This is a genomic window from Methylocapsa aurea (assembly GCF_000746085.1).
Classification (GTDB): domain Bacteria; phylum Pseudomonadota; class Alphaproteobacteria; order Rhizobiales; family Beijerinckiaceae; genus Methylocapsa; species Methylocapsa aurea.
In genome coordinates this window covers 180,187-204,861 of sequence record NZ_JQKO01000001.1, presented here as the reverse complement: position 1 = coordinate 204,861, position 24,675 = coordinate 180,187, and the positions used below count along the sequence as shown (strand labels likewise).

The 24,675-nt window shown below is 62.0% G+C and carries 18 protein-coding genes and 1 tRNA gene; 11 read left to right on the top strand and 8 right to left on the bottom strand.

Features of this window, described 5'->3' with window-relative positions:
* The first annotated feature begins 59 nt into the window (after positions 1-59).
* The gene (gene alr / locus DL86_RS00955; protein ID WP_036257307.1) at positions 60-1,187 is read left to right on the top strand and encodes an alanine racemase; all 1,128 of its coding nucleotides are present in this window, start codon (positions 60-62) and stop codon (positions 1,185-1,187) included.
* 65 nt (positions 1,188-1,252) lie between these two features.
* Positions 1,253-1,975 (top strand): alpha/beta hydrolase, encoded by a 723-nt coding sequence (locus DL86_RS00950; RefSeq protein ID WP_036257305.1) that lies wholly within the window; start codon positions 1,253-1,255, stop codon positions 1,973-1,975.
* Between the two features lie 574 nt (positions 1,976-2,549).
* On the opposite strand, the gene DL86_RS00940 is transcribed toward DL86_RS00950, so the two are convergent.
* Positions 2,550-2,639 (bottom strand) — tRNA-Ser (locus DL86_RS00940).
* Positions 2,640-2,885: 246 nt separating this feature from the next.
* On the opposite strand from DL86_RS00940, the gene DL86_RS00935 reads away from it, so the two are divergent.
* Positions 2,886-5,204 carry a Tex family protein gene (locus tag DL86_RS00935; protein ID WP_036257304.1) on the top strand — a complete coding sequence of 773 codons (2,319 nt, stop codon included), beginning with the start codon at positions 2,886-2,888 and terminating at the stop codon, positions 5,202-5,204.
* A gap of 26 nt (positions 5,205-5,230) precedes the next feature.
* Here the strand turns inward: DL86_RS00935 and DL86_RS00930 are convergent, their stop codons facing one another.
* Positions 5,231-6,037 (bottom strand): pentapeptide repeat-containing protein, encoded by an 807-nt coding sequence (locus DL86_RS00930; protein WP_084572650.1) that lies wholly within the window; start codon positions 6,035-6,037, stop codon positions 5,231-5,233.
* Positions 6,038-6,320: 283 nt separating this feature from the next.
* Here DL86_RS00930 and DL86_RS00925 point away from each other — a divergent pair, with 283 nt between their 5' ends.
* Positions 6,321-7,847: an aspartate ammonia-lyase gene (locus DL86_RS00925; protein WP_084572609.1), complete on the top strand. Its 1,527-nt coding sequence runs from the start codon at positions 6,321-6,323 to the stop codon at positions 7,845-7,847.
* Positions 7,848-7,908: 61 nt separating this feature from the next.
* Here the strand turns inward: DL86_RS00925 and DL86_RS00920 are convergent, their stop codons facing one another.
* Positions 7,909-9,171 carry an NAD(P)/FAD-dependent oxidoreductase gene (locus tag DL86_RS00920; RefSeq protein ID WP_036257301.1) on the bottom strand — a complete coding sequence of 421 codons (1,263 nt, stop codon included), beginning with the start codon at positions 9,169-9,171 and terminating at the stop codon, positions 7,909-7,911.
* Between the two features lie 323 nt (positions 9,172-9,494).
* On the opposite strand from DL86_RS00920, the gene DL86_RS19565 reads away from it, so the two are divergent.
* Complete coding sequence (locus DL86_RS19565) at positions 9,495-9,845, top strand: hypothetical protein (RefSeq protein WP_156964411.1); 351 nt, start codon at positions 9,495-9,497, stop codon at positions 9,843-9,845.
* 154 nt (positions 9,846-9,999) lie between these two features.
* Here the strand turns inward: DL86_RS19565 and efp are convergent, their stop codons facing one another.
* The gene (gene efp / locus DL86_RS00910; protein WP_036257298.1) at positions 10,000-10,569 is read right to left on the bottom strand and encodes an elongation factor P; all 570 of its coding nucleotides are present in this window, start codon (positions 10,567-10,569) and stop codon (positions 10,000-10,002) included.
* A gap of 360 nt (positions 10,570-10,929) precedes the next feature.
* On the opposite strand from efp, the gene epmA reads away from it, so the two are divergent.
* The 3 genes from epmA to DL86_RS00890 all read left to right on the top strand — a co-directional run bounded on the left by epmA (position 10,930) and on the right by DL86_RS00890 (position 15,731).
* On the top strand, positions 10,930-11,982 hold the full coding sequence (gene epmA, locus DL86_RS00900; RefSeq protein WP_036257296.1) for an EF-P lysine aminoacylase EpmA: 1,053 nt from the start codon (positions 10,930-10,932) through the stop codon (positions 11,980-11,982).
* A complete protein-coding gene (locus DL86_RS00895; RefSeq protein ID WP_036257294.1) occupies positions 11,979-13,064 on the top strand; it encodes a lysine-2,3-aminomutase-like protein in 1,086 nt (361 codons plus the stop codon). Before epmA ends, DL86_RS00895 begins: the two co-directional genes overlap by 4 nt.
* Positions 13,065-13,184: 120 nt before the next feature.
* The gene (locus DL86_RS00890; RefSeq protein ID WP_051952462.1) at positions 13,185-15,731 is read left to right on the top strand and encodes a DUF3772 domain-containing protein; all 2,547 of its coding nucleotides are present in this window, start codon (positions 13,185-13,187) and stop codon (positions 15,729-15,731) included.
* 39 nt (positions 15,732-15,770) lie between these two features.
* Here the strand turns inward: DL86_RS00890 and DL86_RS00885 are convergent, their stop codons facing one another.
* Positions 15,771-16,484 (bottom strand): cupin domain-containing protein, encoded by a 714-nt coding sequence (locus tag DL86_RS00885; RefSeq protein ID WP_051952526.1) that lies wholly within the window; start codon positions 16,482-16,484, stop codon positions 15,771-15,773.
* 208 nt (positions 16,485-16,692) lie between these two features.
* Between DL86_RS00885 and DL86_RS00880 the strand changes: the two genes are divergently transcribed.
* A complete protein-coding gene (locus tag DL86_RS00880) occupies positions 16,693-17,211 on the top strand; it encodes a hypothetical protein (protein WP_036257293.1) in 519 nt (172 codons plus the stop codon).
* A 75-nt stretch (positions 17,212-17,286) separates the two neighbouring features.
* On the opposite strand, the gene DL86_RS00875 is transcribed toward DL86_RS00880, so the two are convergent.
* Positions 17,287-17,850: a nitroreductase family protein gene (locus tag DL86_RS00875; RefSeq protein WP_036257292.1), complete on the bottom strand. Its 564-nt coding sequence runs from the start codon at positions 17,848-17,850 to the stop codon at positions 17,287-17,289.
* Between the two features lie 428 nt (positions 17,851-18,278).
* On the opposite strand from DL86_RS00875, the gene DL86_RS00870 reads away from it, so the two are divergent.
* Positions 18,279-20,786 carry a YfhO family protein gene (locus DL86_RS00870; RefSeq protein ID WP_036257291.1) on the top strand — a complete coding sequence of 836 codons (2,508 nt, stop codon included), beginning with the start codon at positions 18,279-18,281 and terminating at the stop codon, positions 20,784-20,786.
* 118 nt (positions 20,787-20,904) lie between these two features.
* A complete protein-coding gene (locus DL86_RS00865; protein WP_036257956.1) occupies positions 20,905-21,858 on the top strand; it encodes a hypothetical protein in 954 nt (317 codons plus the stop codon).
* 3 nt (positions 21,859-21,861) lie between these two features.
* Here DL86_RS00865 and DL86_RS00860 read toward each other — a convergent pair whose 3' ends face one another.
* Entirely contained in the window at positions 21,862-22,614 is a 753-nt protein-coding gene (locus tag DL86_RS00860; protein ID WP_036257290.1) for an enoyl-CoA hydratase-related protein, read from the bottom strand.
* 131 nt (positions 22,615-22,745) lie between these two features.
* A complete protein-coding gene (locus DL86_RS00855) occupies positions 22,746-24,539 on the bottom strand; it encodes an acyl-CoA dehydrogenase family protein (RefSeq protein WP_036257289.1) in 1,794 nt (597 codons plus the stop codon).
* Positions 24,540-24,675 lie beyond the last annotated feature (136 nt).

Genomic DNA, 24,675 nt, shown 5'->3' with positions numbered 1-24,675 from the left:
GCAGACTTCTTGCTCTGTAAAGGGCTGCCCAGTTGGCAGGCGCAAAATAACGGACAAGAATGGACCGCACCACGGAAGTCACCTCCAGCGAAGCGGGTACGATCCTGACGGTCGATCTCGCTGCGATCGTGGCCAATTGGCAGACCTTGCGGGTCGTCTGCGGCGACGCCGAATGCGGCGCCGTGGTCAAGGCCGATGCTTACGGCCTGGGGTTGCGCCCCGTCGTCAAGGCGCTTTATGAGGCTGGCTGCAAGACTTTTTTCGTCGCGCATGCTTTCGAAGGCCGCGCCGCCCGCGCGATTGCGCCTGACGCCGCAATCTTCGTGTTGAACGGAATGCGGCCCGACACCGCGCCGCTTTTTGCCGATTTCGATCTGGCGCCAGTGCTCTGCTCCGTGCCTGAGATCGAAGATTGGGGGCAATATTGCGCCGTGACGGGGCGGCGCGCGCCAAAAGGCGGATTGCTTCCCGCCGCCTTTCGTCTTGAAACCGGCCTCAATCAGCTTGGCCTCAAGCCCTACGATCTGGAGCACGGCATTCATCTTTCGCATCTCTTCGACGTGAAGCTCGTCATGACGCAACTCGCCCGCGCCGAGCATGAGGCGATGATCGCCAAACAGATCGAAAAGTTCGAAATCATGCGGACGAGATTGCCGAACGCGCGCGCCTCGATCGCCAATTCAGGGGCGATCTTTCTCGAAGCCAATCCGCTCTATGATGTCGTGCGGCCGGGCTATGCGCTCTATGGCGGCAATCCGGCGCCCGGGCGACCCAATCCGATGAAGCCCGTCATACGGCTTGAATCGCAAGTGATCCAAGTGCGCATTTTGGAGCCCGGCGAACGCGTCGGCGACGATCAGGGCTGGGCTGCGCGCGGGCCGCGGCGCATCTCAACGATCAGTGCTGGAACCGCCGATGGCATCCCGCAGAGCCTCACCAAAACCAAAAATGGAGCGGGTGGAGTAGCGATCGTGCAAGGCAAGCGCTGCCCCTATATCGGCGGGGTCGGCATGGATCTCGTCGCCGTCGACACCAGCGATTCCGGCTATGTTGAGCGCGGCGACATCGTCGAATTGATCGGTCCGTCGATCACGATTGATGATTTCGCGGCGGCGGCCGGCATCAGCGGCTACGAGGTTTTGACGCGGCTCGGCCAGAGATGTCATCGCCGCTATCAGAAGCTGTGAGCGGGCCGGGCGCATCTTTGATATGGGCCCATTCACCCGCTGCCGCGTTTCGAGAGGAGACGAGCATGGAAATCAAAGAGGGAGCCTGCCTCGCAGCCATGTCCTGCGGCAAGCCGGTCTATCTTGTCGTGTTGCTCGATGAGCCGGGCGCGGCGGATGCAAAACTCGTCGACATCGCGATCAATTGGCAGCCGACGATGCTCAAAGCCGATTTTCTGCTGGCCGAGGCGCCGTTGCCTGGAAAACAGCCGAATAGCCGGAAATGGTTCGAAACCGAGAGCAAAAGCACGGACGAGATCCAGGCCGGGATCAAGGAAGCCGCCGCGGCCCTCAACACATTTCTGGATGAGATGCTGGCCAAGCGCCGTCTCGACGACAGCCATCTGGCCTTGGTCGGTTTCTCGCAAGGCGCGGATATGGCGCTTCATGTCGGCCTGCGCCGCCCCAACACCATCGGCGGCATAGTCGCCTTTTCAGGGACGTACAGCGGCGGCGAAGCAGAGAGCGCCGAGATCGTGGCGAAGCCGCAAATCCTGCTCATTCATGGCGACGCCGATCCCGTCGCGCCGCTCGACGCTATGACCAAAACGAAAGAGGCTTTGAAGGCTCTGGACGCGCCGGTCAAAAGCATGACCCGCAAAGGCGTTGAACATCTGATCGATGATGATGGCGTGATGGCCTGCGAGACATTTCTGGCCAAGGCGCTGATCAAGCCGAAGGTCAAAAAGGAAAATCATGACCATGACCACCATGAGCATGATGATCACGACCACGATCACGGGCATTGACGGCCTTGACAGGATCTTCCGCACCAGAACGCGCTGGCAATCGTCCGGCTACAGGCAGGCCGCTGGTATCGGTCGTCAAGTTTTTAGGACAGTCGGCGGCTTAAAATAAGAGAGGCTCTGGCTCGTCTGGTTTGTGACGTCATGCGGCTTTCCGACGGCGCCGCAAGCGGCGATTGGTTATGCTCCGTCGTTTGATCCTTTCCCGTTCGATGAGAATGGCGAGCCGCGGCCGAAGTAGACGTTGGCTGGCGTCGGATTGTCGATGCTCTCGTGATGGCGCCGGTCGTTGTAGTCGGCGACGAAGTCCGCGATCTGCGCATCGAGATCGCCGGCAGGCAATAGGTCTCGATCAGGATGCGGCTTTTGAGCGTCAGATGCCAGCGCTCAATCCTGCCATGGGTCATTGGATGATAGGGCGCAGCGCGGACATGCTCCATGTTCTGGCCGTCGATCCATTTGGCGAGGTCGGCCGAGATGTAGCTGGAGGCGTTGTTGGGGGCTCTCCAAACAGGTAAGGCTGGTTGGGAGTGAAGCACCCTGCCCGACGAACGGCGTTCGCAGTTTTGTTCTGATGTGGCGGAGGGAGCGGGATTCGAACCCGCGATACGGTTTCCCGCATACACACTTTCCAGGCGTGCGCCTTCAACCACTCGGCCACCCCTCCGGAGTTTCGCTCAAACGGACGTCTTGCGTCCGCCATTTGCTCGTCCTGCCGGGCATCCTGAAAAATGCCTCCGGCGATGCGGCGCGTCGCGAATAGGCTCTACTATCGTGCGGCGCGGCGCGGCGCAAGCTTGCATCCCCACATCCCGCCAACGCCTTGCCAACTCCCCTCCAGCGTCCGCTCCGGGTTGGAATTGACGCCAGCTTCCCCTATGGTCGCGGCCCCGAATCGAATGGATCATCCAAAATGGGCTCCGCCGTCGACCCGATTCTTCGAACCATCGCCGCCGAAATCAAGGCGCGGCCCGAGCAAGTCAAGGTTGCGGTCGATCTTCTCGACGAGGGCGCGACGGTTCCCTTCATCGCGCGCTATCGCAAGGAGGCGACTGGCGGTCTCGACGACACGCAGCTCCGCGATCTCGAAGAGCGCCTCGCCTATTTGCGCGAGCTAGAGGCGCGCCGCGTCAGCATCCTCGACTCGATCCGCTCCCAGGGCAAATTGACCGAAGCGCTGGAGGCGAAGATCGCCGGCGTCCTTACCAAAGCCGAGCTTGAAGATATCTATTTGCCATTCCGGCCCAAGCGCCGGACGCGGGCGGAAATCGCCCGCGAGCGCGGACTTGGGGCCTTGGCCGATCAAATCCTCGCCAATCGCACAGCGGCTCCAACCGAATTGGCGCAGGCATTTCTGTCTGAGGCGGTCCCCGACGCCAAGACCGCGCTTGAGGGCGCCCGCGACATCCTGACGGAAGCTTTTGCCGAAAACGCCGATCTCATCGGTCAGCTCCGCGCCTATCTCAAGGCCCATGCGGTGCTTCGCGCAAAAGTCGTCGAAGGCAAGGAAGAAGCGGGCGCGAAATTCTCAGACTATTTCGACCATAGCGAACGCTGGGCCAATGCTCCGAGCCATCGCGCGCTCGCCATGCTGCGCGCCCGCAACGAAGGGTTCCTTTCGCTCGACCTCGAAATCGACGCCGAGAACGCCGCGCCTCTGAAGCCGGTCGAACGGATGATCGCGGAGACCTTCGACATTCCCCTTCAAGGCGGTCCGGGAGATGTCTTTCTGCTCGATGTCGTCCGCTTCGCCTGGCGGGTCAAACTCTCGCTGCATCTTTCGCTCGATCTGATGAACGAATTGCGCGAGCGCGCCGAGGCGGAGGCCATTCATGTTTTTGCGCGCAACCTCAAGGATCTGTTGCTGGCGGCGCCGGCCGGAGCGCGGCCGACCATGGGTCTTGATCCCGGCATCCGGACTGGCGTGAAAGTCGCGGTCGTGGACGCCACCGGCAAGCTGCTCGAAACCGCTGCCGTCTATCCGTTTCAGCCCCGCAACGATATCGCCGGGGCGATGGCGGAGCTTGCCCGGCTCATCCAAAGACACCGCGTCGAATTGATCGCGATTGGCAATGGGACGGCGAGCCGAGAGACCGACCGATTGTCCGCCGACGTAATCGACGCCCTGCCCGATCCCAAACCGGTTAAAGTGGTCGTCAGCGAAGCCGGCGCCTCGGTCTATTCCGCATCGGCCAAGGCGGCGGCCGAGATGCCCGACCTCGATGTGTCCTTGCGCGGCGCGGTGTCGATCGCGCGGCGCCTCCAGGACCCGCTCGCCGAACTCGTCAAGATCGATCCCAAGGCGATCGGCGTCGGTCAATATCAGCATGACGTCAACCAGACCCGGCTCGCCCGCTCTCTCGACGCCGTCGTCGAGGATGCCGTGAATGCGGTCGGCGTCGATCTCAACACGGCCTCCGCCTCGCTGCTCTCGCGCGTTTCCGGGCTCAGCGCCTCGCTGGCCGATGCGATCATCGCGCACCGCGACCAGAAGGGCGCCTTCGCCTGCCGGCGCGACATTCTTGGCGTATCCCGCCTCGGTCCTCGCGCTTTCGAGCTTTGCGCAGGCTTCCTGCGCATCGTCAATGGAACGGAGCCGCTCGACGCTTCGTCGGTTCATCCGGAAGCTTATGGTCTGGCCCGCAAAATCGTCGCCGCCTGTGGCCGCGACGTCCGCTCGCTCATGGGCGATGCGGCAGTATTGAAATCGCTCGATCCGTCCCGCTTCGCCGATGAGCGCTTTGGCCTGCCCACCGTGCGCGACATATTGGCCGAGCTCGAGAAGCCAGGCCGCGATCCGCGCCCCCAATTCAAGACCGCGCGTTTCGCCGACGGCGTCCATGACATGAAGGATCTCAAGCCTGGCATGGTGCTGGAGGGAACTGTCACCAATGTCGCGAATTTCGGCGCCTTCGTCGACATTGGCGTGCATCAGGACGGCCTCGTCCATGTCTCGCAGCTCGCCGACCGTTTCGTCAAGGATCCGGCCGCCGTGGTCAAGGCGGGCGATGTCGTTGAAGTGCGCGTGGTGGAAGTGGACCTGAAACGCAAGCGGATCGCGTTGTCGATGCGAAAGGACGCGGCTCCGTCCGTGCGCCCGGCCGCCGGGCCGGCGAACGGCGCAAGCGAACGGCGCAGTCAAGCACAGCCGGCCGCGGCGCAGCCGAAAGAAAAGTCAATGCCGCAGAGCGCCCTTGGCGCGGCCCTCAGCGAGGCGCTGCGGCGCAAATAGACGCCGCGCCAAGGCAGCGAAAGACATTATTCCTTGATGGCGCGGGACAAATTCTTCGCGCCCGCGAAGGCCGCTTCCTGCGCGGCGTCGAGCCTGGCCGAGGTCACGTCGGCGTCGCTGAAATCCGTGTGAGCCAGGCGCGCGCCGCGAAAATCGGCGCCCCCCGCTTCGGCCCGGCTGAGCGAGGCATTGGCCAGATTCGCGCCCGAAAGCTTGGCAAATTGCAGGTCGGTCTGGGCGAGATTGGCGCCTTCGAAATCCGCGCCGGTGAGATCGGCGGATTTCAGGACCGCGCGCATCAGGCCCATTGATTGGTTCTTCATGTCGGCGGCAAGGTCGGCGTCCCTGAACTTGGCGTTTTTCATGCTGGCGCGCGAAAAATCCGCTGTGATCCGCGCGCCCGAAAGATCCGCGCCGTCAAACTTCGCGTCCTGCATCTGGCTGGCGAAAAGACCGGCTTTTTTCAAGCTCGCGCCGGAAAAATCCGCCGCCACGGCCCAGACTTGATCCAGCACCGCGCCGTCCAATTTCGCACCTGCAAGTTTGGTCTTGTTCATCCGCGCGGCGCGGAAATTGACGCCGCGCAGATCGAGCCCGGAGAGGTCCAGGCCATTGAGGCTCTTGCCAGAAAGGTCCGCCGGCGCGCCCTTGGCCGCCTTTGCCGCCGCTTCAACCTCCTCGCGCGTCATGTCCGCATTGGTGAACATCGGCGTCGAGAGATCGACATTGCGCATCATATCCTGGGCCTGAGCCATCGCTGAGGGCAAGACCGCGCCAGCAAAGAACAGGACTGCGCCGGCGAAGGGGGTCATGAAGCTGCTGCGGCTTTTCATCGAAGGCGCTCCGATGTTTGGGACGAAGGGTTTCGGCGTTGCGCGGCAGGCCCTCCGCAACGCCTCGCATGAAAGTCAAGGCATGAAGGCTGGTGCATGAAAGTCAGGAAATACCATAGCAGAATCCACTTGGACTGACCTCGCTCCAGCCTCTTCCTGTCAAATTTATGCGGTCGCGTCCATTCGGCTTCGGCGAAAGCGCCTATATTGAGGCTATCAGACGCGAAGCCGCGTTTAATCGCAGCGCCCCTCCTTCACCTGCAAGGCGGAATGGACCTTTGTCATGACCATGGAAACCACCGCACCCATCGCCGGCGCCGAAGCCGAGGCTCCCGCAACCCTCGCGCTTGCGACCACCCGCTCAATCGACCTCGCGCGGATCAAGACGCGGCGCGAGCACGATCTCCTCGGCGAGGCCGACATCCCAGCCGACGCCTATTGGGGCGTGCATACATTGCGCGCTGTCGAGAATTTTCCGATCACCGGCGTTCCTATCGGGCATTTTCCGGAACTCGTCCGCGCCTTGGCCCTGGTCAAACAGGCGGCGGCGCGCGCCAATCGGCGGCTTGGACATTTGCCGCTCCAGAAAGCGCAAGCGATCGACCGCGCCTGCGAACGCATCGCGACGGAGAAGCGGTTTCTCGATCAATTCGTCGTGGACGCTGTGCAAGGCGGCGCCGGCACTTCAACCAATATGAACGCGAACGAGGTCGTCGCCAATCTCGGGCTGGAGATCATGGGCCGACAGCGGGGCGACTATGACGCGCTGCACCCGATCGACGACGTCAATATGGCGCAATCCACCAATGACGCCTACCCGAGCGCGCTGCGCCTCGCCGTGATCTTCGCAACGGCGCCGCTTGTGCTGGGACTGCAGGAACTCGCCTACGCATTCAAGGCCAAGGCGGTCGAATTCGGCGATGTGCTCAAGATCGGCCGCACCCAGCTGCAAGACGCCGTGCCAATGACTCTCGGCCAGGAATTCGATGCGTTTCATACAACGATCAAGGAGGATATCGACCGATTGCAGGAGGCGAGCGCCTTGTTCCGCGAAATCAACCTCGGCGCCACCGCGATCGGCACCGGCATCAATGCCGATCCCCGCTATGGCTCGCTCGCCGTCGCGGAGCTGGCGCGTCTGTCCGGCCAGCCGATGGTCCTCGCCTCCAACTTGATCGAGGCGACCTCGGACATGGGCGCCTTCGTGCTGTACTCGGGCGTGCTGAAGCGTATCGCGGTGAAGCTTTCGAAGATTTGCAATGATTTGCGCCTGCTCTCTTCCGGCCCGCGCGGCGGGTTCGGCGAGATCCGCCTGCCGGCGATGCAGGCGGGCTCCACCATCATGCCGGGCAAGGTCAATCCGGTGATCCCCGAGGTCGTGAGCCAGGTGGCCTATCTCGTCATTGGCCATGATCTCACCGTGACGATGTGCGCCGAGGCGGGCCAACTCCAACTCAACGCCTTCGAGCCGACGATCGGCTTCTGCATCCTGATTTCGATCCGCACCTTAACCGCCGCGATCGATACGCTGACGAAGCGCTGCGTCATCGGGATCGAGGCGGATCGCGAGCGCTGCCTCAGCCTCGTCGAAAACAGCATCGGCCTGGTGACCGCGCTTGGCCCCGTGCTCGGCTATGAAACCTGCTCGCACATCGCCCGCCGCGCCCTCACGGAGGGTCGCCGCGTTGCCGACATTATTCTCGAAGAAGGACTCCTGACCGAGGCGCAGTTGAACGATCTGCTCAAGCTTGAGACCATGACGCGGCCCTCGCGGATGGCGATGGCGGCCTCGGCCGCGCCGAAGCCGTGATCTCAAAAAATAGCTGCGGACTTTTCTTGGCTGAGGCCATGCTCTGGATGCGGGTAAGCACCTAGCCGGCGGCGGCCGCGATCAACGCTTTCATAGGAACCGCCTCATCCGCGAGTTGATCCGCGGGGACCGCCATTCGCTCGCCAACGAGCCGCTTGGCGGCCATGAACTCCGACAGGCGATTCACCGCATCCGCAGCGATAACCAGGCCCTCCTTGAGATAGAAGGCGATGAAAGACGAACTGTCCGTCGAGCCGCGGATCACGACCTGCTCATAGCCATCGGACAAGCCGACCATCTGCAATTTTAGATCATATTGGTCGGACCAGAACCAGGGCGCCGCCACAGCCGGGCTCGGCCTGCCGGTGATCGCCGCGGCGACGATGCGGGCTTGTTCAAGCGCGTTCGGAACCGATTCCAACCGGATCTTGCGCCGCAGAAAGCCGTGGCTCGCATGGGTCGTGCAATCCCCGATCGCATAAATGTCGGGATCGCTGGCCAAGCAGACATCATCGACGACGATCCCACCGTCGACGAGGAGGCCAGCGCGCTCCGCGAGCTCCGTGTTGGGGACGAGGCCGATGCCGATCACGACGAAATCGGCGGCGATGGATTCGCCGCCGCTTTGGACAGCGCCGACGCTGACGCCGTCAGGACCCGCCGTAAACCCGGTGACCGAGACGCCGGTGCGGATATCGACCCCAGCCTCGCGATGCACCCGTTCATAGAACTTGGATAGCTCTGGAGCCGTGACGCGCGCGAGAACGCGAGGCGCGCCTTCCAGGACAGTGACGTCGAGGCCGCGCTTGATGGCGACCGCGGCAACCTCGAGGCCGACGTAGCCGCCGCCGACAATCACAAGACGCCGTCCGGCCTCAAGATGCGGCCGCAGCGCCTCAACGTCCGAAATCTTGCGAATAGAGAAGATATTGCCCAAATCGGCGCCGGGAACCGATAGCTCGCGGGCGCGGCCTCCGGTCGCGATCACAAGCTTGTCGTAATTGAGCGAGCCGCCGCCCTCAAAGACAAGCCGCGTGGCGTTCCTATCGATCTCCTCCACCCGGACGCCCAGCCTCACATCTACATTCGCCTTCTCATAGGCCACAGCGGCTTTGTAGATCAGCGCGTCGGCGCCGATCTCACCCGCAAGATAGGTCTTGGACAAAGGCGGCCGGAGATAGGGGAGATGAGGCTCTTCTCCAAGTAGAACAATGGCGCCCTCGAATCGGTTTTGCCGGAGAAGCGTCGCAACTTCGCCGCCTGCCTGACCCGCGCCGACGATTGCAATTGTCGAAGCGCCGCTGAGTTCCGTTGAAAATGACATGCGGCCTAGTTTCCCACAATTTGCCAGGAGAACGGCGGTTCTAGCAAAGGAATTGGCCGAAAGCAGCCGTCAATCCGCGGATTTGAGGGCGATAGCGATCGGATTTGGGCCAAGTCCAATTCCGCGCATCGGCAAAATCGGTTGGCCGGCGGCGCCCCGGATCAACTCCTCCCGCCTTTCCAGGTTGATGGGTGGCGGGACCGAACCAGCCGCCGCGGATTCTACAGCCAATAATGTATAAATGGCCGCAATGACAGACGCGCCTCGGTTCCCGGCTCAGGCAAGCTTATGCAGCAACGATAAGCAAGGGAACAAAACATGGCTTGGCAAGTTCTGGGCTCGGGCGGCGTGAAGCATATTTTCGCCATATTTGGGTCCTGCCATGCAGATGCGGTTGTTCGAAGAATGTCAACTATCAGAACACAGTTGGTGATCGACGAGGAAGAATTTTTAAGATGAATGGGATGCTGAAACGCAACGGCGCGTCCAGGAACTTGCTATTGGAGAGCAGGTTCGAAACGGTCGAGCCGGGATTTCCGCGTGAAAAGCCGATTTCCACGCAATTTCTTGGCAAGCTTCAAAAAGCATTTGAATTGCCGGCGGCCCATACCGAGCCGGAAGCAATTCGCGCCTTGCTGCGTCAAATTGAAGCGGAGTTTGACGCGAAGCGTTGACGTTTGATCCGCGAATGCGAATCCGCGATCGAGCCTTGTCCCCGCCCCATTAAGTTTACGCTCGCCCATAAGCCAGAACGCCTAGGAGAGCGTCCTTGGATTGGTTCGGAAGGAGAGCCGATCGGCCGCGCCAGCCGGTTTCGGCTCGGCGCATCTAGTCCTTCGCGCGCTCCACATAGGAGCCGTCTTCGGTCTGCACGACGATGCGGGTTCCTGGGGAAATATGCGGCGGCACCATGGCCCTGGCCCCGTTCGAGAGCTTCGCGGGCTTATAGGAAGACGACGCGGTCTGGCCCTTCATCGCCGGTTCGGTCTCAACGACTTCAAGCGTGACCCGCGCCGGCAATTGGATGGCGACGGCGACCCCATTGAACATGGACAACACGCAGGTCATGCCTTCCTGCAAATAAATGGCCTGATCGCCGATCACCTCAGGCGGCACGACGACCTGATCATAGGTTTCGGCATTCATGAACGTGTAGCCATCGGCGTCCTGGTAAAGATAATTGAAATTCGAGTCCTCAACATAGGCCCGTTCGACTTGCTCGGTCGTCTTGTAGCGGTCGGTCGTCTTGACGCCATCCGATAGTCGCCGCATGTCGATTTGCGTCGTCGGAGTTCCTTTGCCGGGATGAAAACTTTCGGCGGTCAGGACAACATAGAGCTGGCCATCTTCTCTCTCGATAATATTGCCTTTGCGGATCGAACTGGCGATGACTTTCACTGGCTTTCCTCTATACGATACGCGCTCGCTGAACCGCGCGCTCAAGCCGCGGCTCGCGAAATGGGGCTGGAGCGCTTTCAGGTTCCACAAGGATCAGAAAGCGGCCCTAACTTTTTATTTGTCGCATTTTCTTGACGCGAACCGGCGGCTGGTTCGCTTGAAAATGCTCAAGAGCGCGGGTTTGGCGATCAAATAATCAGTTTGATCGCCAAACCCGCGCTCCAATTCACGGAGTTGGAGCATGTCCCGACCGGCAAAGTCGAGCGCCTTTTTCTTGGCATGCTCTAAAGAGCGAATAAGCGCAACATTCCGGCTCATCGCTAGCCGCCTTCGGGGTTGCTTTTCAAGCGAAATAGCACAATGAGCAAACCCTCGCCTTGGTGGACGCCGCATATTCACCGCGACCGGCGGCCTTTTCTCAAGGCGCGCGGCAAGATGGTCGCGGCGGCGCGCGCGTTCTTCGCCGCAGAATCCTTCGTCGAGGTGGATACGGCGATTCTTCAGGTCTCGCCGGGCAATGAAGCTCATATTAGCGCGTTTTCCACCGAGATCATCGATGCTGCGGGCGCCGGCGGCCGGCTCTATCTGCATTCATCGCCTGAATTTGCGGCCAAGAAGCTGCTTGCGGCCGGCGAGGAGAAGATTTTCACTTTCGCCCATGTGTTCAGGAATCGCGAAAGGGGAAGGCTCCACCATCCAGAATTCACCATGTTGGAATGGTACCGCGCCAACGAGCCCTACCAGAGACTGGTCGAAGATTGCGCCGGCCTCCTCGCCGCGACCGCCGCCGCGGCGGGAACGCGCGACTTGAGCTTTGCCGGCTGTTTCGCCGATCCTTTCGCCGAGCCCGAGGTTTTGAGCGTCGCGGAGGCTTTCGACCGATTCGCCGGCGTCGATCTTCTTGCAACGATCGAGGACGACGAACCGAACCGCGACGCCTTCGCGGTCCTGGCGCGAAATAGCGGCTTGCGAATCGTCGAAGACGACACTTGGTCGGATATTTTCAGCAAGATGCTGTCGGAGAAAATCGAACCGCAGCTCGGCCATGGTCAGGCGACGATCCTGATGGATTATCCGGCGAGCGAGGCGGCGCTGGCGAAACTGCAGACGGACCGGCGGCTCGCCGAGCGTTTCGAACTCTATGCCTGCGGCGTCGAACTCGCCAATGGGTTCGGCGAATTAACCGATCCAGCCGAGCAGCGCCGGCGTTTCGAGGCGGAAATGGCGGAGCGGCGGCAAATTTACGGCGAGGCCTATCCGATCGACGAGGATTTTCTCGACGCGCTGGCGATCATGCCGGAGGCCAGCGGCATTGCGCTCGGCTTCGACCGGCTGGCGATGCTCGCCACTGGGGCGACCCATATCGAGCAGGTTCTATGGACGCCGGTGGCGGACATAACGGGGATTCGATGAGCGGGAGGACGCCGGCCCTGCGCAGCGCCGCCGATCTCGTCGAAGCCGGTCTCCTCCCTGCAAGAATGAAGGCCGACATCGAGCGGGTGGCCCAAACCTACGCCATCGGCCTAACGCCAACTGTCGCCGGCCTGATCGACGCCGCTGATCCGCACGATCCGATCGCCCGCCAATTCGTGCCGGATACGGCCGAACTCGTTGTGAGCCCGGAAGAACGGGCCGATCCGATCGGCGATGCGGCTTTCAGCCCGGTCGAGGGCGTCGTCCATCGCTATCCCGACCGCGCCCTTTTGAAACTGCTGCATATTTGCCCGGTCTATTGCCGGTTCTGCTTTCGCCGCGCGACGGTCGGGCCGGGCAGCCCGACTTATCTGGCGCCAAAGGCCCTCGACGCCGCCGTCGCCTATATCGCGGCTCATTCCGAGATCTGGGAAGTGATTCTGACCGGAGGCGATCCGCTGACGCTGTCGCCGCGCCGGCTTGAAGACATCATGGCGCGGCTCAAGCCCATCGGCCATGTCAAAATCATCCGGCTGCATACAAGGGTCCCGGCGCTTGATCCGGCGGCGATCACGGATCAGCACATCGCGATTTTACGAGACGCCGGCAAGACCGTCTATGTCGCCCTCCACGCCAATCATCCGCGCGAATTGACGGCGGAGGCGCGCGCCGCCTGCGCCCGCTTCATCGACGCGGGCATCCCAATGTTGAGCCAGAGTGTCCTTCTCGCCGGCGTCAATGACGATATCGAAACCCTGATCGCGCTCATGCGCGCCTTCGTCGAGGCCCGGATCAAGCCCTATTATCTGCATCAGCTCGATCTTGCGCCGGGAACCGCGCATTTCCGGACGCCGATCGCTCACGGCCGCGACTTGATGCGCCAGTTGCGCGGCCGGGTGTCCGGGCTCTGCCAGCCGGCATACATGCTCGACCTCCCCGGAGGCCATGGAAAGTCACCAATTGGCCCAAATTATGTGACAAAGACGGGCGAGGCCGATTCCTACCGGATCAGCGATTACCATGGAGACTCGCATCTCTATCCCCCGCGAGGCCAGTCCTCCGCGTCCCCACGGCGCCCCTGATCAAGAGCGATCCGAGCTTGGCGGGATGCGAACTTGCGTGGCGATTTGCGGCGGCGCTGCGACTGAGGGGGAACCGATCGCGCCGCGCCGCGTGATGCTCAACCGTTTCAAGGGGAAGCCTTGCTGAAATTCCTTGCCTGCGCCTTGACTTTCGTCGCGCTCCTTTCCGGCGGGCCGTCGCAAGCAAAGGGCCCCGCTCGCACCCAACTATCCGCAGCGCAAGCGCAGACGCCGGCTCCGCCGCCCGCCGCGCCGGAAGTCGCCCCGCCCATCGCGGCAGGACCGGAGGCGCCCGAGCCGGCGCCAGCCGGCCCAGAACTCGACAAGATTCACGCGGCCCTGAAGCAAATTGAGACAAATCTCGACCGTCATAACCTGACTGATCCGGAACTGGTCGCCTTCCGCCAGCTGATTGATCCCGTCGCGGACTCGGCGCATGCCATCATCGGGCGGCTTGAGCCGCGCCTCGCCGCGATCCAGACGCGCTTGGATCAACTCGGCCCTAAGCCGGACGACAAGTCGGAGCCCGAAAGCCCGGCGGTCACAGCCGAGCGCGCCGATCAGCAAAAAAGTTACGACGGCGTCAACGAACTCTTAAAACACGCCCGGCTGATCGCCGTCCAGGCGCAGCAGACCGCCACCCAGATCGCGGCCCGGCGCCGCGCCTTGTTCACCCGCTCTCTGTTCGTGCGGACATCGAGCATCACCAGCGCCACATTCTGGATCGACGTCTGGCGCGAAGCGCCGGAGCATCTTGGCGCCGTGCAGTCGGTGTTCCGCAATTGGATCAATGGGATCAACAATCGGCTCGATGGCCACCGCCTGCTGTTCTACTGGGGCAGCGTCGCGCTGATCTTTCTGCTTTACGCACCGCTCGCCCGGCTGGCCCGCCGCGTGCTCGCGCGCAGTCCCGACGCCAAGGACCCAGGCCGCTTTCTGAAAATACTGGGCGCCTGGTGGGTCGCCTTGACATTGGCGGCCCCCCCGATCGCCGCGGTTTATGTCATCAGCGCCGTTTTTGACGCCTTCAATCTCAGCAACGCGCGATTGGAGCCGTTCTTCCTGGCGCTCAGCGACGGCGTGTTTCGAGTCGCCATCACCGTCGGCATCGCAAGAGGCTTGTTTGCGCCGACCCGCCCCAATTGGCGCCTGCCGAAACTGAGCACCCCCGTCTGCGAAAGAGTCGCCCGCGTCGCGATCAGCGTCGCCGCCATCGTTTCGCTGACCCGCGCCTCAGAGGCCCTGAACGACGTCGTCGGGGCGTCCTTGGCATTTTCCGTCGCCCTGCGTGGCCTCGGCGCCTTGATCGGAGCGATCACCCTTGGCGTGGGATTATGGGGAATTGGCGGCGCGGCCGCGGCCGATGAAGCCGCCGGAGATTGTCTGGGTCCTGACCTCACCGGCCAGCGCGACTGGTTCGGGCTTCTTCGCGTCCTGGCCTGGACGATCACGCTCGCCGTTGTCGTCTCAATTCTGACCGGATACGCCGCCTTCGGCAGCTTCCTGCTTGACCAAGTGGCGCTGACTGGCTGGGTCGGCTGCCTCTGGTTCATGTCGACCGTTCTGATCGATGAGGCAATCGCGACCGGACTGAAGCCGACAAGTCGCATCAGTCAAAGGCTCGTCGCCAGCAGCGGGCTGCGGCGCGGCTCGCTCGAGGTGCTCGCCATTTTGATGGGCGGCGTGATGAAGCTCGCGCTTTTCATCATCGCCGCCTATTTGATCCTGGCGCCATGGGGCGTTCAATCAGCCGATGTTCCGAGCGATTTCCGCGCCGCCTTTTTTGGCTTCAAGGTCGGCGACGTCACGATTTCTCTCTCCAGCATCGCCATGGCCGTCCTCATCTTCGGCCTGTCCTATGCCGCGATTCATACGCTGCAACGATGGTTCAACTCGAGCCTGATGCCCCTCCTGGGCCTTGATTCCGGTCTGAGCAATTCGATCAAGACAAGTCTCGGCTATGTCGGATTCGTCATCGCGGCCGGACTCGCGCTCAGCTATCTCGGATTGAATGTCGAAAAGCTCGCCATCGTCGCCGGCGCCTTGTCGGTCGGCATCGGCTTTGGCTTGCAGTCGATCGTCAATAACTTTCTTTCCGGCCTGATCTTATTATGGGAGCGCGCGGTGCGCGTCGGCGACTGGATCGTGGTCGGCTCGGACCAGGGTTTCGTGCGCAAGATCAATGTGCGATCGACCGAAATCGAGACTTTCGATCTCGCCCAGGTCATCATCCCAAATTCGAGCCTGATCACCGGAGTCGTCAAGAATCTCGTGCGCAACGATCGCACTGGCCGACTGACGATCCCTCTCACGGTCGCCGGAACCGCCGATCCGGAAAGGGTTCGCGAGGTTCTGATCGCCGTCGCGAAAACCCATGAACTCGTATTGAAACTGCCCGCGCCGCAAATATTGTTCATGGGAATGTCGGCCAACGCCCTCGATTTCGAGCTGCGCGCCTATGTCGGCGACGTGGAAAAGCTGTTCCGGGTCAGAAGCGACCTCCATTTCGAGATTTTCAAGCGGTTCAAGGCGGAAGGTTTTTTCGTCGGCGCCGCGCCCGAGCCAACCAAGATCCAAATCCAGGGTCTGGACCATTTCGAGAAATTTCAAAAACCGATCAGCGATTTCGCCTCGGACCTCCCCTTGCGCAGCGCGGCGAACCGCTGAACGAGGCGGTTCGACGTTTGGCGATTTGGGCGGAGGTCCCTACGCCGACGCCTTTGCAATTTGCCGCTCAAAGGTCTTGGCCAAATCCTCGGACGCGTTCTGGGACAAATGCCCACTTTTCACAAGGAGCACGCAACCATGCTCCGAAAATAGCTCATGCGCCCGTCCGCCCGGGTCGCGAATCCAGGCGCCCGCCGGATAGGCTCCCTCCGCATCGCTGAACCGGCCTCCGAGGACGAGAATTTCTTCGCCCCCTTGTTGAGGCGGCCGCTCGACGCGAAGGCCCGGCGCCATGCGGGCCAGGATGGTCGATACGCCGGCAAAGGCGTGCAAGGGCTGGATCGCAAGGCCAGCCGTCGCCGTCTGTTCCCAAGCGCCCGAAAGGGTCTCAATAACCACTCTCGCTTTGTCATCAGGGGCGAACTGCCACAGTTTGACGAACAGCGTGCAGCCCTCCTTGGTGAACGGCGCATGCGAGGAGCCGATCGGGTCCCTGAGATAGGCTCCAGCCGGATAGCGCCCATATTCGTCCTCGAACACGCCTTCAAGGACGAAGACCTCCTCGCCGCCGCCATGTTCGTGATGCGGGAAGAAGCTCCCCGGCGCGAAGCGCACCAGGCTCGTGGCGCGGGCGATTTCCGCGCCGATCCGGTCGAGCATGATCCGATCGACGCCAAGCTGGGGCGAGGCGACCCATTCGGCCTCGCCCGGACGAACCACGACCCGTTGCGAGAAATCTGCGCGGATTTTCATTGCACTGGCGACCCCTTGGAGGCGACGAAGCGCCGGCCCGATTATGCGGCAAGCCAACGGCGGGTCAATGGCGTCGAGGACAACCGCCGCCACACAGGGCGAATGCCTACATCGCAAATTGGAACATTACGCCACGCTCTTGCTTAGCGTTTCCTTAAGCGTTTCATCGAATAGTTTCCAAACCCCCACTAGAACGATTGGAAACCGCATGTATTTCAGCCTCGGACAGGCCGCTAAAGAGGCGGGCGTCGCCAAATCCACGATCTCGAAAGCTTTGTCTTCCGGCAAGTTATCTTATGCCGAGAAAGGAACGGCCGGTTACAAGATTGACGCCGCCGAACTGTTCCGCGTGTTTCCAAGAACCTCGAAAACAGAGCCGGACGAACTCCCCTCGAACGATTGGAAACCAAGTCAAGGCCACATGGAAACGGGCGTTTCTTCGGCGATTCTCGAGATCCAACTGATCGGGCTTAAGCACCTCATGGCCGAGAAAGACCGCCGGATCGCCGATCTCGAAGCCGATCGGTCGCACATCAGAGAAGATCACAACCGCATCGCTCAAAACTGGCAGGAAGAGCGCCTTCGCTTGCTGAAATTGATCGAGGATCAGACCGGCGCCGTGAAGCTCTTAACCGACGAGCGAACACGCCAAGTGAAAGAGGCTCCGCGCGGTTTGTGGGAGCGGATCTTTGGCTCCAACCGGCGGAAGTTCGCAGCGGCGGCATGAAGGCGCTGCTACTCTGACGCATGATCTCTCCCGGCGCATCTCTCCCAGCCGCCAGCACCTTCTTGGGTCGCCGCGCTAAAACCGGGTAACGATATCGGCCAGCGCCGGTCGCGGCCGATCCTCGCGTGGGGAATCGGCTCGGCCAATATGAATGAAGCCAGCCATCTTTTCGTTCTCCGCAACGCCAAGACGGGCCAGGACTGCGCGGTCATAGGCGTACCATTCCGAAAGCCAGACCGACGCGAAGCCAAGCGCGTTGGCCGCCACGATCAGATTCATGCAGACCGCGCCCGCCGATAAAACCTGCTCCCATTCCGGGATTTTCTCATGGCGGCCAGCGCGGGAGACGACGCCGATGACGAGCGGGGCGAGCGAAAAGCGCTTTTTTTCCGCGGCCAGCCGCGTCAAATCGGCGTCGGGATGGGACTTCGCATAGACCTCCGCGACGATAGCGCCGGCGCGGTCGCGGCCTTCGCCCTCAAAGACAATGAACCGCCATGGCGCGAGCTTGCCGTGATCGGGGACCCGTGCGGCGACCCGAAGCAGGCTGTCGATTTCCGCGCCATTGGGACCCGGTTCGGTCAGAGAGGCGGCCGGCGCAGAGCGTCTGGTCTTGAGTAGCTCGATCATATCGTTCATGGCGGGTTCACGGTATCCGGGTTAAGAAAAATGTTCCATGACGACATCAAATCGCGCCATTCACGAAGACACAAGCTACAAGGCAAAGAAATCCAATTGGGGGCTTATCGAAAGATATAAAATAAGATAAAGTTTGTAGACTATATATAAAATGATTTCGGGAGGAAATGACAGGACTAAAGCAACCCGCTTCGTAACCAGCGTCCCTATGCGTTATTCGTTTGCGAGATCCCCATCCTCCTTGCCCAACCTCGCCATTTTTGACCGGCGCCCGCACTGCGATCGCCGCTGTGAACCGCAGTCTTGCGGTAGGGATTTATCCTGGTCAACCAAGGTCCGGCCCACCGGTCTAAGACTGGCCGCATGAATTCGCCTTGAATTTGCCTATACTATGCGCCTGCATCGGACTCGCCATCTCGGACCAAATCATGTCGCTTCTGGATACAGCCTCCTCTCCCGCCGCCCCCGGCCTTGGCCTTGCGCGGCGCGGCCTGAATTCCGCCGATGCCTTAGAGCGCGCATCCGCGCCAGCGTGGACCCCCAAGGCGACCTGGATCGCGCTTGCGAGCCTCGCCTGTTTTTGCGGTCTGGCTCTCGCCTGTTGGCTCGCCAGCGGAACCGTTGTGCCCTGGGATTCAAAGAACCATTTCTACCCGATGTTCCGTTTTCTCGCCGATGCGCTCCAGCACGGCGAAGTTCCACTCTGGAACCGCTATCATTTCGCCGGACATCCGGCGATCGCCGATCCGCAATCCTTGATCTTCACGCCGAGCATGGCGCTTTTCGCGCTGGTCGCGCCAAACGCCTCGATGCAGCTGTTCGATGCCGTGATCCTCGCCCATCTCGCCTTCGGCGGATTTGGCGTGCTTGGCCTGTGCCGGCGCTGGCGCTGGCATCCGGCCGGAGCGGTCCTCGCGGCGCTGATCTTCATTCTCGGCGGCGCCGCCTCCTCGCGGCTGCAGCACACCGGCATGATCATTTCTTATTCCTTCTTTCCGGCCGCCTTGTGGAGCCTCGAAATCGCTCTGGAGCGCCGATCCTATCGATTCGCGCTTCTTTTCGGCCTTTTCGCCTCGTTGATGGCGCTAGGCCGCGATCAAGTCGCGTTCCTTCTGTGCGCCGTGCTTCTTGGCCGCGCCATTTATGCGGCGGTCGAATCCGGGCGAGCGCTCACCTATTTGCGCCGGCGCGCCGGCGTCCTCGCCCTCGGCGGCTTCACCATCGTCGCGATTATCTTCGTCCCGGCGCTCCTCACCATGCAATTTCTTGGCGAGTCGAACCGGCCGGGCATCGCTTTCGGCGTCGCGGCGGCGGGTTCTCTCGCGCCCGTCAATCTGATCACGCTCTTCGCCCCGAATTTCTTTGGCTCCCTCGATCAGCTTTATGATTACTGGGGGCCAGAGTATGCGACCATGCCCCGGCCCGACTGGACCGACCGCGCCGTCAATTATCTTTTCATCGGCACTTTGCCGATCCTGCTCATCGTCTGGCATGGTCTTGGCGCGGGGCGGCTGTTTGGCCGCGGCGCCCGTTTCTTCATGATCGTTCTTGGCGTCGCCGCCCTGTACGCCCTGGGCCGCTACACGCCCTTCTTTGCCCTGGCTTTCGACAAGATCCCCGGCGTATCGCTTTACCGCAGGCCAGCGGATGCGACCTTCATCGTCAATATCGCCCTAGCCTTCAGCGCGGGATTTCTCCTCCACCGCTTTGTCGAGGATGGCCTGCCAAGACCCTTTCCCGCTCTGCCCGATCGGCTGGCCTGGACGCTCGCGGCGGCGACCCCGCTGGCGCTCGCCGTTCTGATCGGCACCGGCCTCGCATTTTCCCTCGGCGAGGGCCGCGTGACGACCTCGCTTAGCCAACTTGGGGTCGCCGCAGCAATGAGCGCGGCGGGAACCGCGCTCCTGTTCGCGCTCAAGGCGCGCCGGTGGCGCGGACTCGCGGCGAGCCTATTCGTGGTTTTGAGCGGCGGCGAAATCCTCTGGCGCAATGCCGCCTCCTCCCTCAACGCCGAGCCCGCGGAGCGCTACAGCGTCTTTACCGGCATGAAGCCAGGAGAGGCCGCGGGGATCGAGGTGCTCCGGCGCGAGATCGCCGTCAAGGCCCGCGACGGCGGTCGCCCGCGCGTAGAGATTCTCGGCCTCGGCGGGCCGTGGCAGAATGCGTCGATGGTTCTCAAATTCGAAGACACGATTGGCTACAATCCGCTACGCATCGACGATTATGAGCGCGCTGTGGGCCCGGGAGACAATGCCGGCGATCCCAATCTCCGCCATTATCCCGGCACGTTCCGAGGCTACAAATGCCGTCTTGCCGCGCTTCTTGGTCTCGAATATCTGGTTCTCGACCGGCCTTTGGCGCGGCTGCCGCGCCAAGTGCCGCGCCCTGCCGCCAGCCTGATCTATTCGAGCGAAACGATGTATATCTACAAGCTCGGCAAGACCGCGCCCCGGGCCTATTTCGCCTCGAAGATCAAGGCGGTCGATAGCGAACAGGTTCTCGATGAACATGTCTTGCCGGATTTCGATCGCACCAAGGAGGTCTTGATCGATCAATCCAGCATTGCGGATCTTCCTCTCGCGCTGCGCAGTCTGGTTTCAGGCCAAGAGGTCACCGCGAACCCTGCCGCCGCCGCGCCTCAGGCGGCCGAGGCGCCGGATCAATCGCGACTTGAGATCGTCAAATACGGGGACAATTCGGTCGAGATCGAAGTTGACGCCGACCGGGCCGGCATCGTCGTATTGCACGACCTATTTTATCCGGGCTGGGAGGCGCGCGTCGACGGCCGGCAACAACCCGTGCTGCACGCCAATATATTGTTTCGCGGCGTCGAAGTTCCAGCAGGGCGTCATCGGGTCCAGTTTGCTTTCCATCCGCTTTCATTTGCAAACCTCGCCGGCGCCGTCTCCAGCGTTTTACACAGGGACGGAGAGTAAAGCCTTGTCGAGGCGGCGCGCGCGAAAGGCTCCCTGCTCGATTTGGCGAGGCTTCAATTGGAGGCAATCCTCGCTGGCGTTTTTGGGCGCGCGGCAGTTGCCGGTTTGGCGGCGCAGAGTGCGCCAATGCGAAAGGCGTCCTCACGACGGCTGGGCGATCGGCCCCTACATCATTGCCGGATGCGTCTTAATTCTCCTATCGGACTTCGCTGTCGCGCAACCGGAGAGTCCGGGCGCTTCCTTCTTGCGCGGGACCAGCGACCGCGACGCGGCGCCGATCGAAGCTCCGCAATCTGTCGTGCATCTGTCCGCCCTGCTTGGCGCCAATGATGCGCAGCCTCTGCGAAGCGGTCTCCAATGGCGCGTTTTCGACGAAAAGACCGAGATCGACGGAACCCATCAGCTCGTCGCCCAATCCTCGGAAGCGACGCCCGCGCTTGCTCTTCACGATGGTCATTTCATCGTCCATGCCGCATTCGGTCTCGCCGGCGCGACCAAGCATGTCACGATCAACGGCAAATCGCTGAGCGAAAAGCTCGTTCTCAACGCCGGCGCGCTGCGGATCGTCGGCATGCTCGGAGAAGCTCCGATCGCGGCGCAAAAAACCTCGATTTCAATCTATGTTCCCGAGCGCGGAAATTCGGAAGCAAAACTGATCGTCGCGAACGGCAAGGCCGGCGATACGATCGGCCTTCCGGAAGGCAATTACCATATTGTCTCAACCTTGCTCGACGCCGCGAGCAATGGCGCCACCAGCCCGACCAATTCGGTGGTCAGCGCCGATCTTCGGGTTCAGACGGGCAAGCTCACCGATGCGACGCTCCGCCATCGCGCCGCTCTCATGACGTTGAAGCTCGTCAGCGGCCCCGGCGGCGAAGCGCTCGCCAATACGGCTTTCACCATTCTGACGCCGGGCGGCGACGTCATCCGCGAAATGATCGGGGCCTTTCCCTCTCTCGTCCTCGCCGAAGGCGAATATGTCGCCATCGCAAGGCACGACAACAAAACCTATCAGACCAATTTCAAGGTCGTCTCCGCGCTTGATCGGGACGTCGAGGTTCTCGCGAAATAGTATTCAAGCTGGTTTGGGCTTCGACAGAAACGCCGCAAAGGCCGCGCGGGCTTCCGCCGACTGCAATGCCCCCGCGAAGAGGCGCGCTTCCTCCTCGATCCGCGCGCGGATTTCCTGCACATCGCCGCGCAGGAGGCGGCGCGTCGCTTGGATCGCCTCGCGCGGTTTGGCCGCAATCCACTTGGCGCGCTCGATCGCGAAAGGCCTTAATCGATCGGCCGCGACGATGGCGTTGGCGAGACCCAGCCGCACCGCCTCCTGCGCGCCGAAGGGTTCGCCGAGCAGCAGGAACTCGCTCGCCTTCGCCATGCCGATCCGGCGCGGCAGAAGCAGCGAGGACGCGGCTTCCGGCACGAGGCCGAGATCGACGAATGGCATTCGGAACGTCGCGTCAGGCGCGACATAGGCGAGATCGCAATGCAAGATCATTGTCGCGCCGATGCCGATGGCGGGCCCCTCGATCGCGGCGATGAGCGGAGTTTGGCTGGCGGCCAGGGTCTTGATGAATGCAAAGGCGGGGAATTCGCCAGGTTCGCCGCCGAACTGAAGAAAATCGGCGATGTCATTGCCGGCGGTGAACGCGCCGCCCGAGCCCCCGATGAGAATGGCGCCGATCGATTCCTCGCGGTCGGCCGTGATGAGCGCTTCGGCCGCCGCCAGATACATTGCTCCGGTCAGCGCATTCTTTTTTTCCGGCCGATCGAAGGTGAGGCAAAGGATAGCGCCGTCGCGCTCGATCTTGACATATTCAGCCATTCCTTGGACCCCGTTAGAGCATGATGCCGAAAAGTGGAAACCGGTTTTCGGGCGACATCATGCTCTAACTCTTTGATGAGAGCCGGATGACTTGATGGAATCGCGTTGCGATTCCATCAAGTCATCCGGCTCTAGAGAGCAAGGGCGCCGGAGTGAACCGAGCCGGCGCCGCGCGTGACGGCGCGTTCGAGGCCGCTGGCGCCGCTGGCGATATTTTCCGCGAAGAATCTTGCGGTCGCGATCCGAGCGGCGAGCGCTGGATCATTATCGCCGGCGGTCAAGAGCCGATGCGCGGCGAGCGCGCCCCTCGCGAGCGCTGCGCCGCCTGATGCATAGGCAAAGAGGCGGAGGTAGGGCGTCGCCCCGGCAAGCGCATCGTCCGGCGCGGTTTTCGCGGCTTCCAGCAGGAAGGTGGTGGCGCGCTCCAGCGCCGCGATGGACTGGCTCAAGCAGGTCTCCATATCGCCGAATAAATCGGAATTGGCTTGCCGCAGAGCCTCCGCCGCCGCCCACATATCCGCGATTTCGCGGGCGACCGCCACGCCATTGGAAAGTCCGAGCTTGCGCTGCACGAGATCGATCGCCTGAATCCCATTCGTGCCCTCATAGATCGCCGCGATCCGGGCGTCGCGCATGAATTGCGCCGCGCCGGTCTCTTCGATAAAGCCCATGCCTCCATGAACCTGCACCCCGAGCGAGGCGACCTCATTGCCAATGTCGGTCGAAAAGGCCTTTGCGACCGGCGTCAGCAAAGAGGCTCGCTCCAGCGCCGCGCGCCGCGCCCCCTCATCCTTCGCAAGACGCGAATAGTCGATCGATTGCGCCGTCATAAGGCAGATCGCCCGCGCCGCCGCCGTCAAAGCCTTCATCGTCATGAGCATGCGGCGCACATCCGGATGATGGACGATCGGACTCATTTCGCCGCTGCCGCCTTTGGCGTTGGAGGCGCGGCCCTGACGGCGCTCTTTCGCATAGGCCAGAGCATGCTGGAACGCCCGCTCCGCGATGGCGACGCCCTGCACGCCGACATTCAGTCTTGCGCTGTTCATCATCGTGAACATACAGGCGAGGCCTTTGTTTTCTTCGCCAATGAGCCAGCCGATGGCGCCGCCATGCTCGCCATAGGCCATCGTGCAGGTTGGCGAGCCATGAATGCCGAGTTTATGCTCCAAGGAGACGCAATGGACGTCATTGCGGGCTCCCAGCGAGCCATCGCCGTTGACGAGAAATTTCGGGACAAGAAAAAGCGAGATGCCGCGCGTTCCAGGCGGCGCGTCGGGCAGGCGCGCCAGCACGAAATGGACGATATTCTCGCTCAGATCATGCTCGCCATAGGTGATGAAAATCTTGGAGCCGAAGAGCCTGTAGCTTCCATCGGGCCGGCGCTCCGCCTTGGCTCTGAGGGCGCTAAGGTCGGAACCGGCCTGCGGCTCGGTCAGGTTCATCGTGCCTGTCCATTGCCCCGAGACGAGCTTGGCCAGATAGAGATCCTTCAAATCGGCGGTTGCATGCGAGTGAACCGCCTCGATCGCGCCAAGGGTCAGCAGCGGGCAGAGGCTGAACGCCATATTCGCCGCGTTCCAGATTTCGATGCAGGCGGTATTGAGGAGAGCCGGCAGACCCATGCCGCCATAGTCAAGAGGCGCGGTGATCGCGTTCCAGCCGCCCGCCGTCCATTGGCTATAGGCGGCGGGCCAACCGGGCGCCGTCGCGACCGCGCCGTCCGCCAGTTTCGCGCCATGCTTGTCGCCAACCGCGTTCAGAGGGGCGAGGACATTTTCGGCGAATTTTCCCGCTTCCGTCAGAGTGGCTTCCGCGAAACCATCGGCGAGATCGGCATAGAGTCCATCCTCGATCCCCTCGTGAAGTCCGGCCTCGAAGGTCATAGCGAACAGAATATCGGCGATAGGGGCGCGATAGCTCATCGATCAAACTCCGCAAATGACCTCGTTGCGGCGCAATTGCCGCGTCTTTTGACGGCAAACGAATCAGGGTCCAACAAGGACGCGCGGGCGGCGCGCACCATGTTGCAGCCTGTGGATCAGGCGCCGTCAAGAAGGA

Coding starts and splice junctions, on each gene's coding strand:
- DL86_RS00870 (WP_036257291.1), top strand. CDS start 18,279: ATGTCGCTTCTGGATACAGCCTCCTCTCCCGCCGCCCCCGGCCTTGGC.
- DL86_RS00950 (WP_036257305.1), top strand. CDS start 1,253: ATGGAAATCAAAGAGGGAGCCTGCCTCGCAGCCATGTCCTGCGGCAAG.
- alr (WP_036257307.1), top strand. CDS start 60: ATGGACCGCACCACGGAAGTCACCTCCAGCGAAGCGGGTACGATCCTG.
- DL86_RS00895 (WP_036257294.1), top strand. CDS start 11,979: ATGAGCGGGAGGACGCCGGCCCTGCGCAGCGCCGCCGATCTCGTCGAA.
- DL86_RS00935 (WP_036257304.1), top strand. CDS start 2,886: ATGGGCTCCGCCGTCGACCCGATTCTTCGAACCATCGCCGCCGAAATC.
- DL86_RS00880 (WP_036257293.1), top strand. CDS start 16,693: ATGTATTTCAGCCTCGGACAGGCCGCTAAAGAGGCGGGCGTCGCCAAA.
- DL86_RS00860 (WP_036257290.1), bottom strand. CDS start 22,614: ATGGCTGAATATGTCAAGATCGAGCGCGACGGCGCTATCCTTTGCCTC.
- DL86_RS00855 (WP_036257289.1), bottom strand. CDS start 24,539: ATGAGCTATCGCGCCCCTATCGCCGATATTCTGTTCGCTATGACCTTC.
- DL86_RS00925 (WP_084572609.1), top strand. CDS start 6,321: ATGACCATGGAAACCACCGCACCCATCGCCGGCGCCGAAGCCGAGGCT.
- DL86_RS00920 (WP_036257301.1), bottom strand. CDS start 9,171: ATGTCATTTTCAACGGAACTCAGCGGCGCTTCGACAATTGCAATCGTC.
- DL86_RS00875 (WP_036257292.1), bottom strand. CDS start 17,850: ATGAACGATATGATCGAGCTACTCAAGACCAGACGCTCTGCGCCGGCC.
- epmA (WP_036257296.1), top strand. CDS start 10,930: ATGAGCAAACCCTCGCCTTGGTGGACGCCGCATATTCACCGCGACCGG.
- DL86_RS00885 (WP_051952526.1), bottom strand. CDS start 16,484: ATGAAAATCCGCGCAGATTTCTCGCAACGGGTCGTGGTTCGTCCGGGC.
- DL86_RS00930 (WP_084572650.1), bottom strand. CDS start 6,037: ATGAAAAGCCGCAGCAGCTTCATGACCCCCTTCGCCGGCGCAGTCCTG.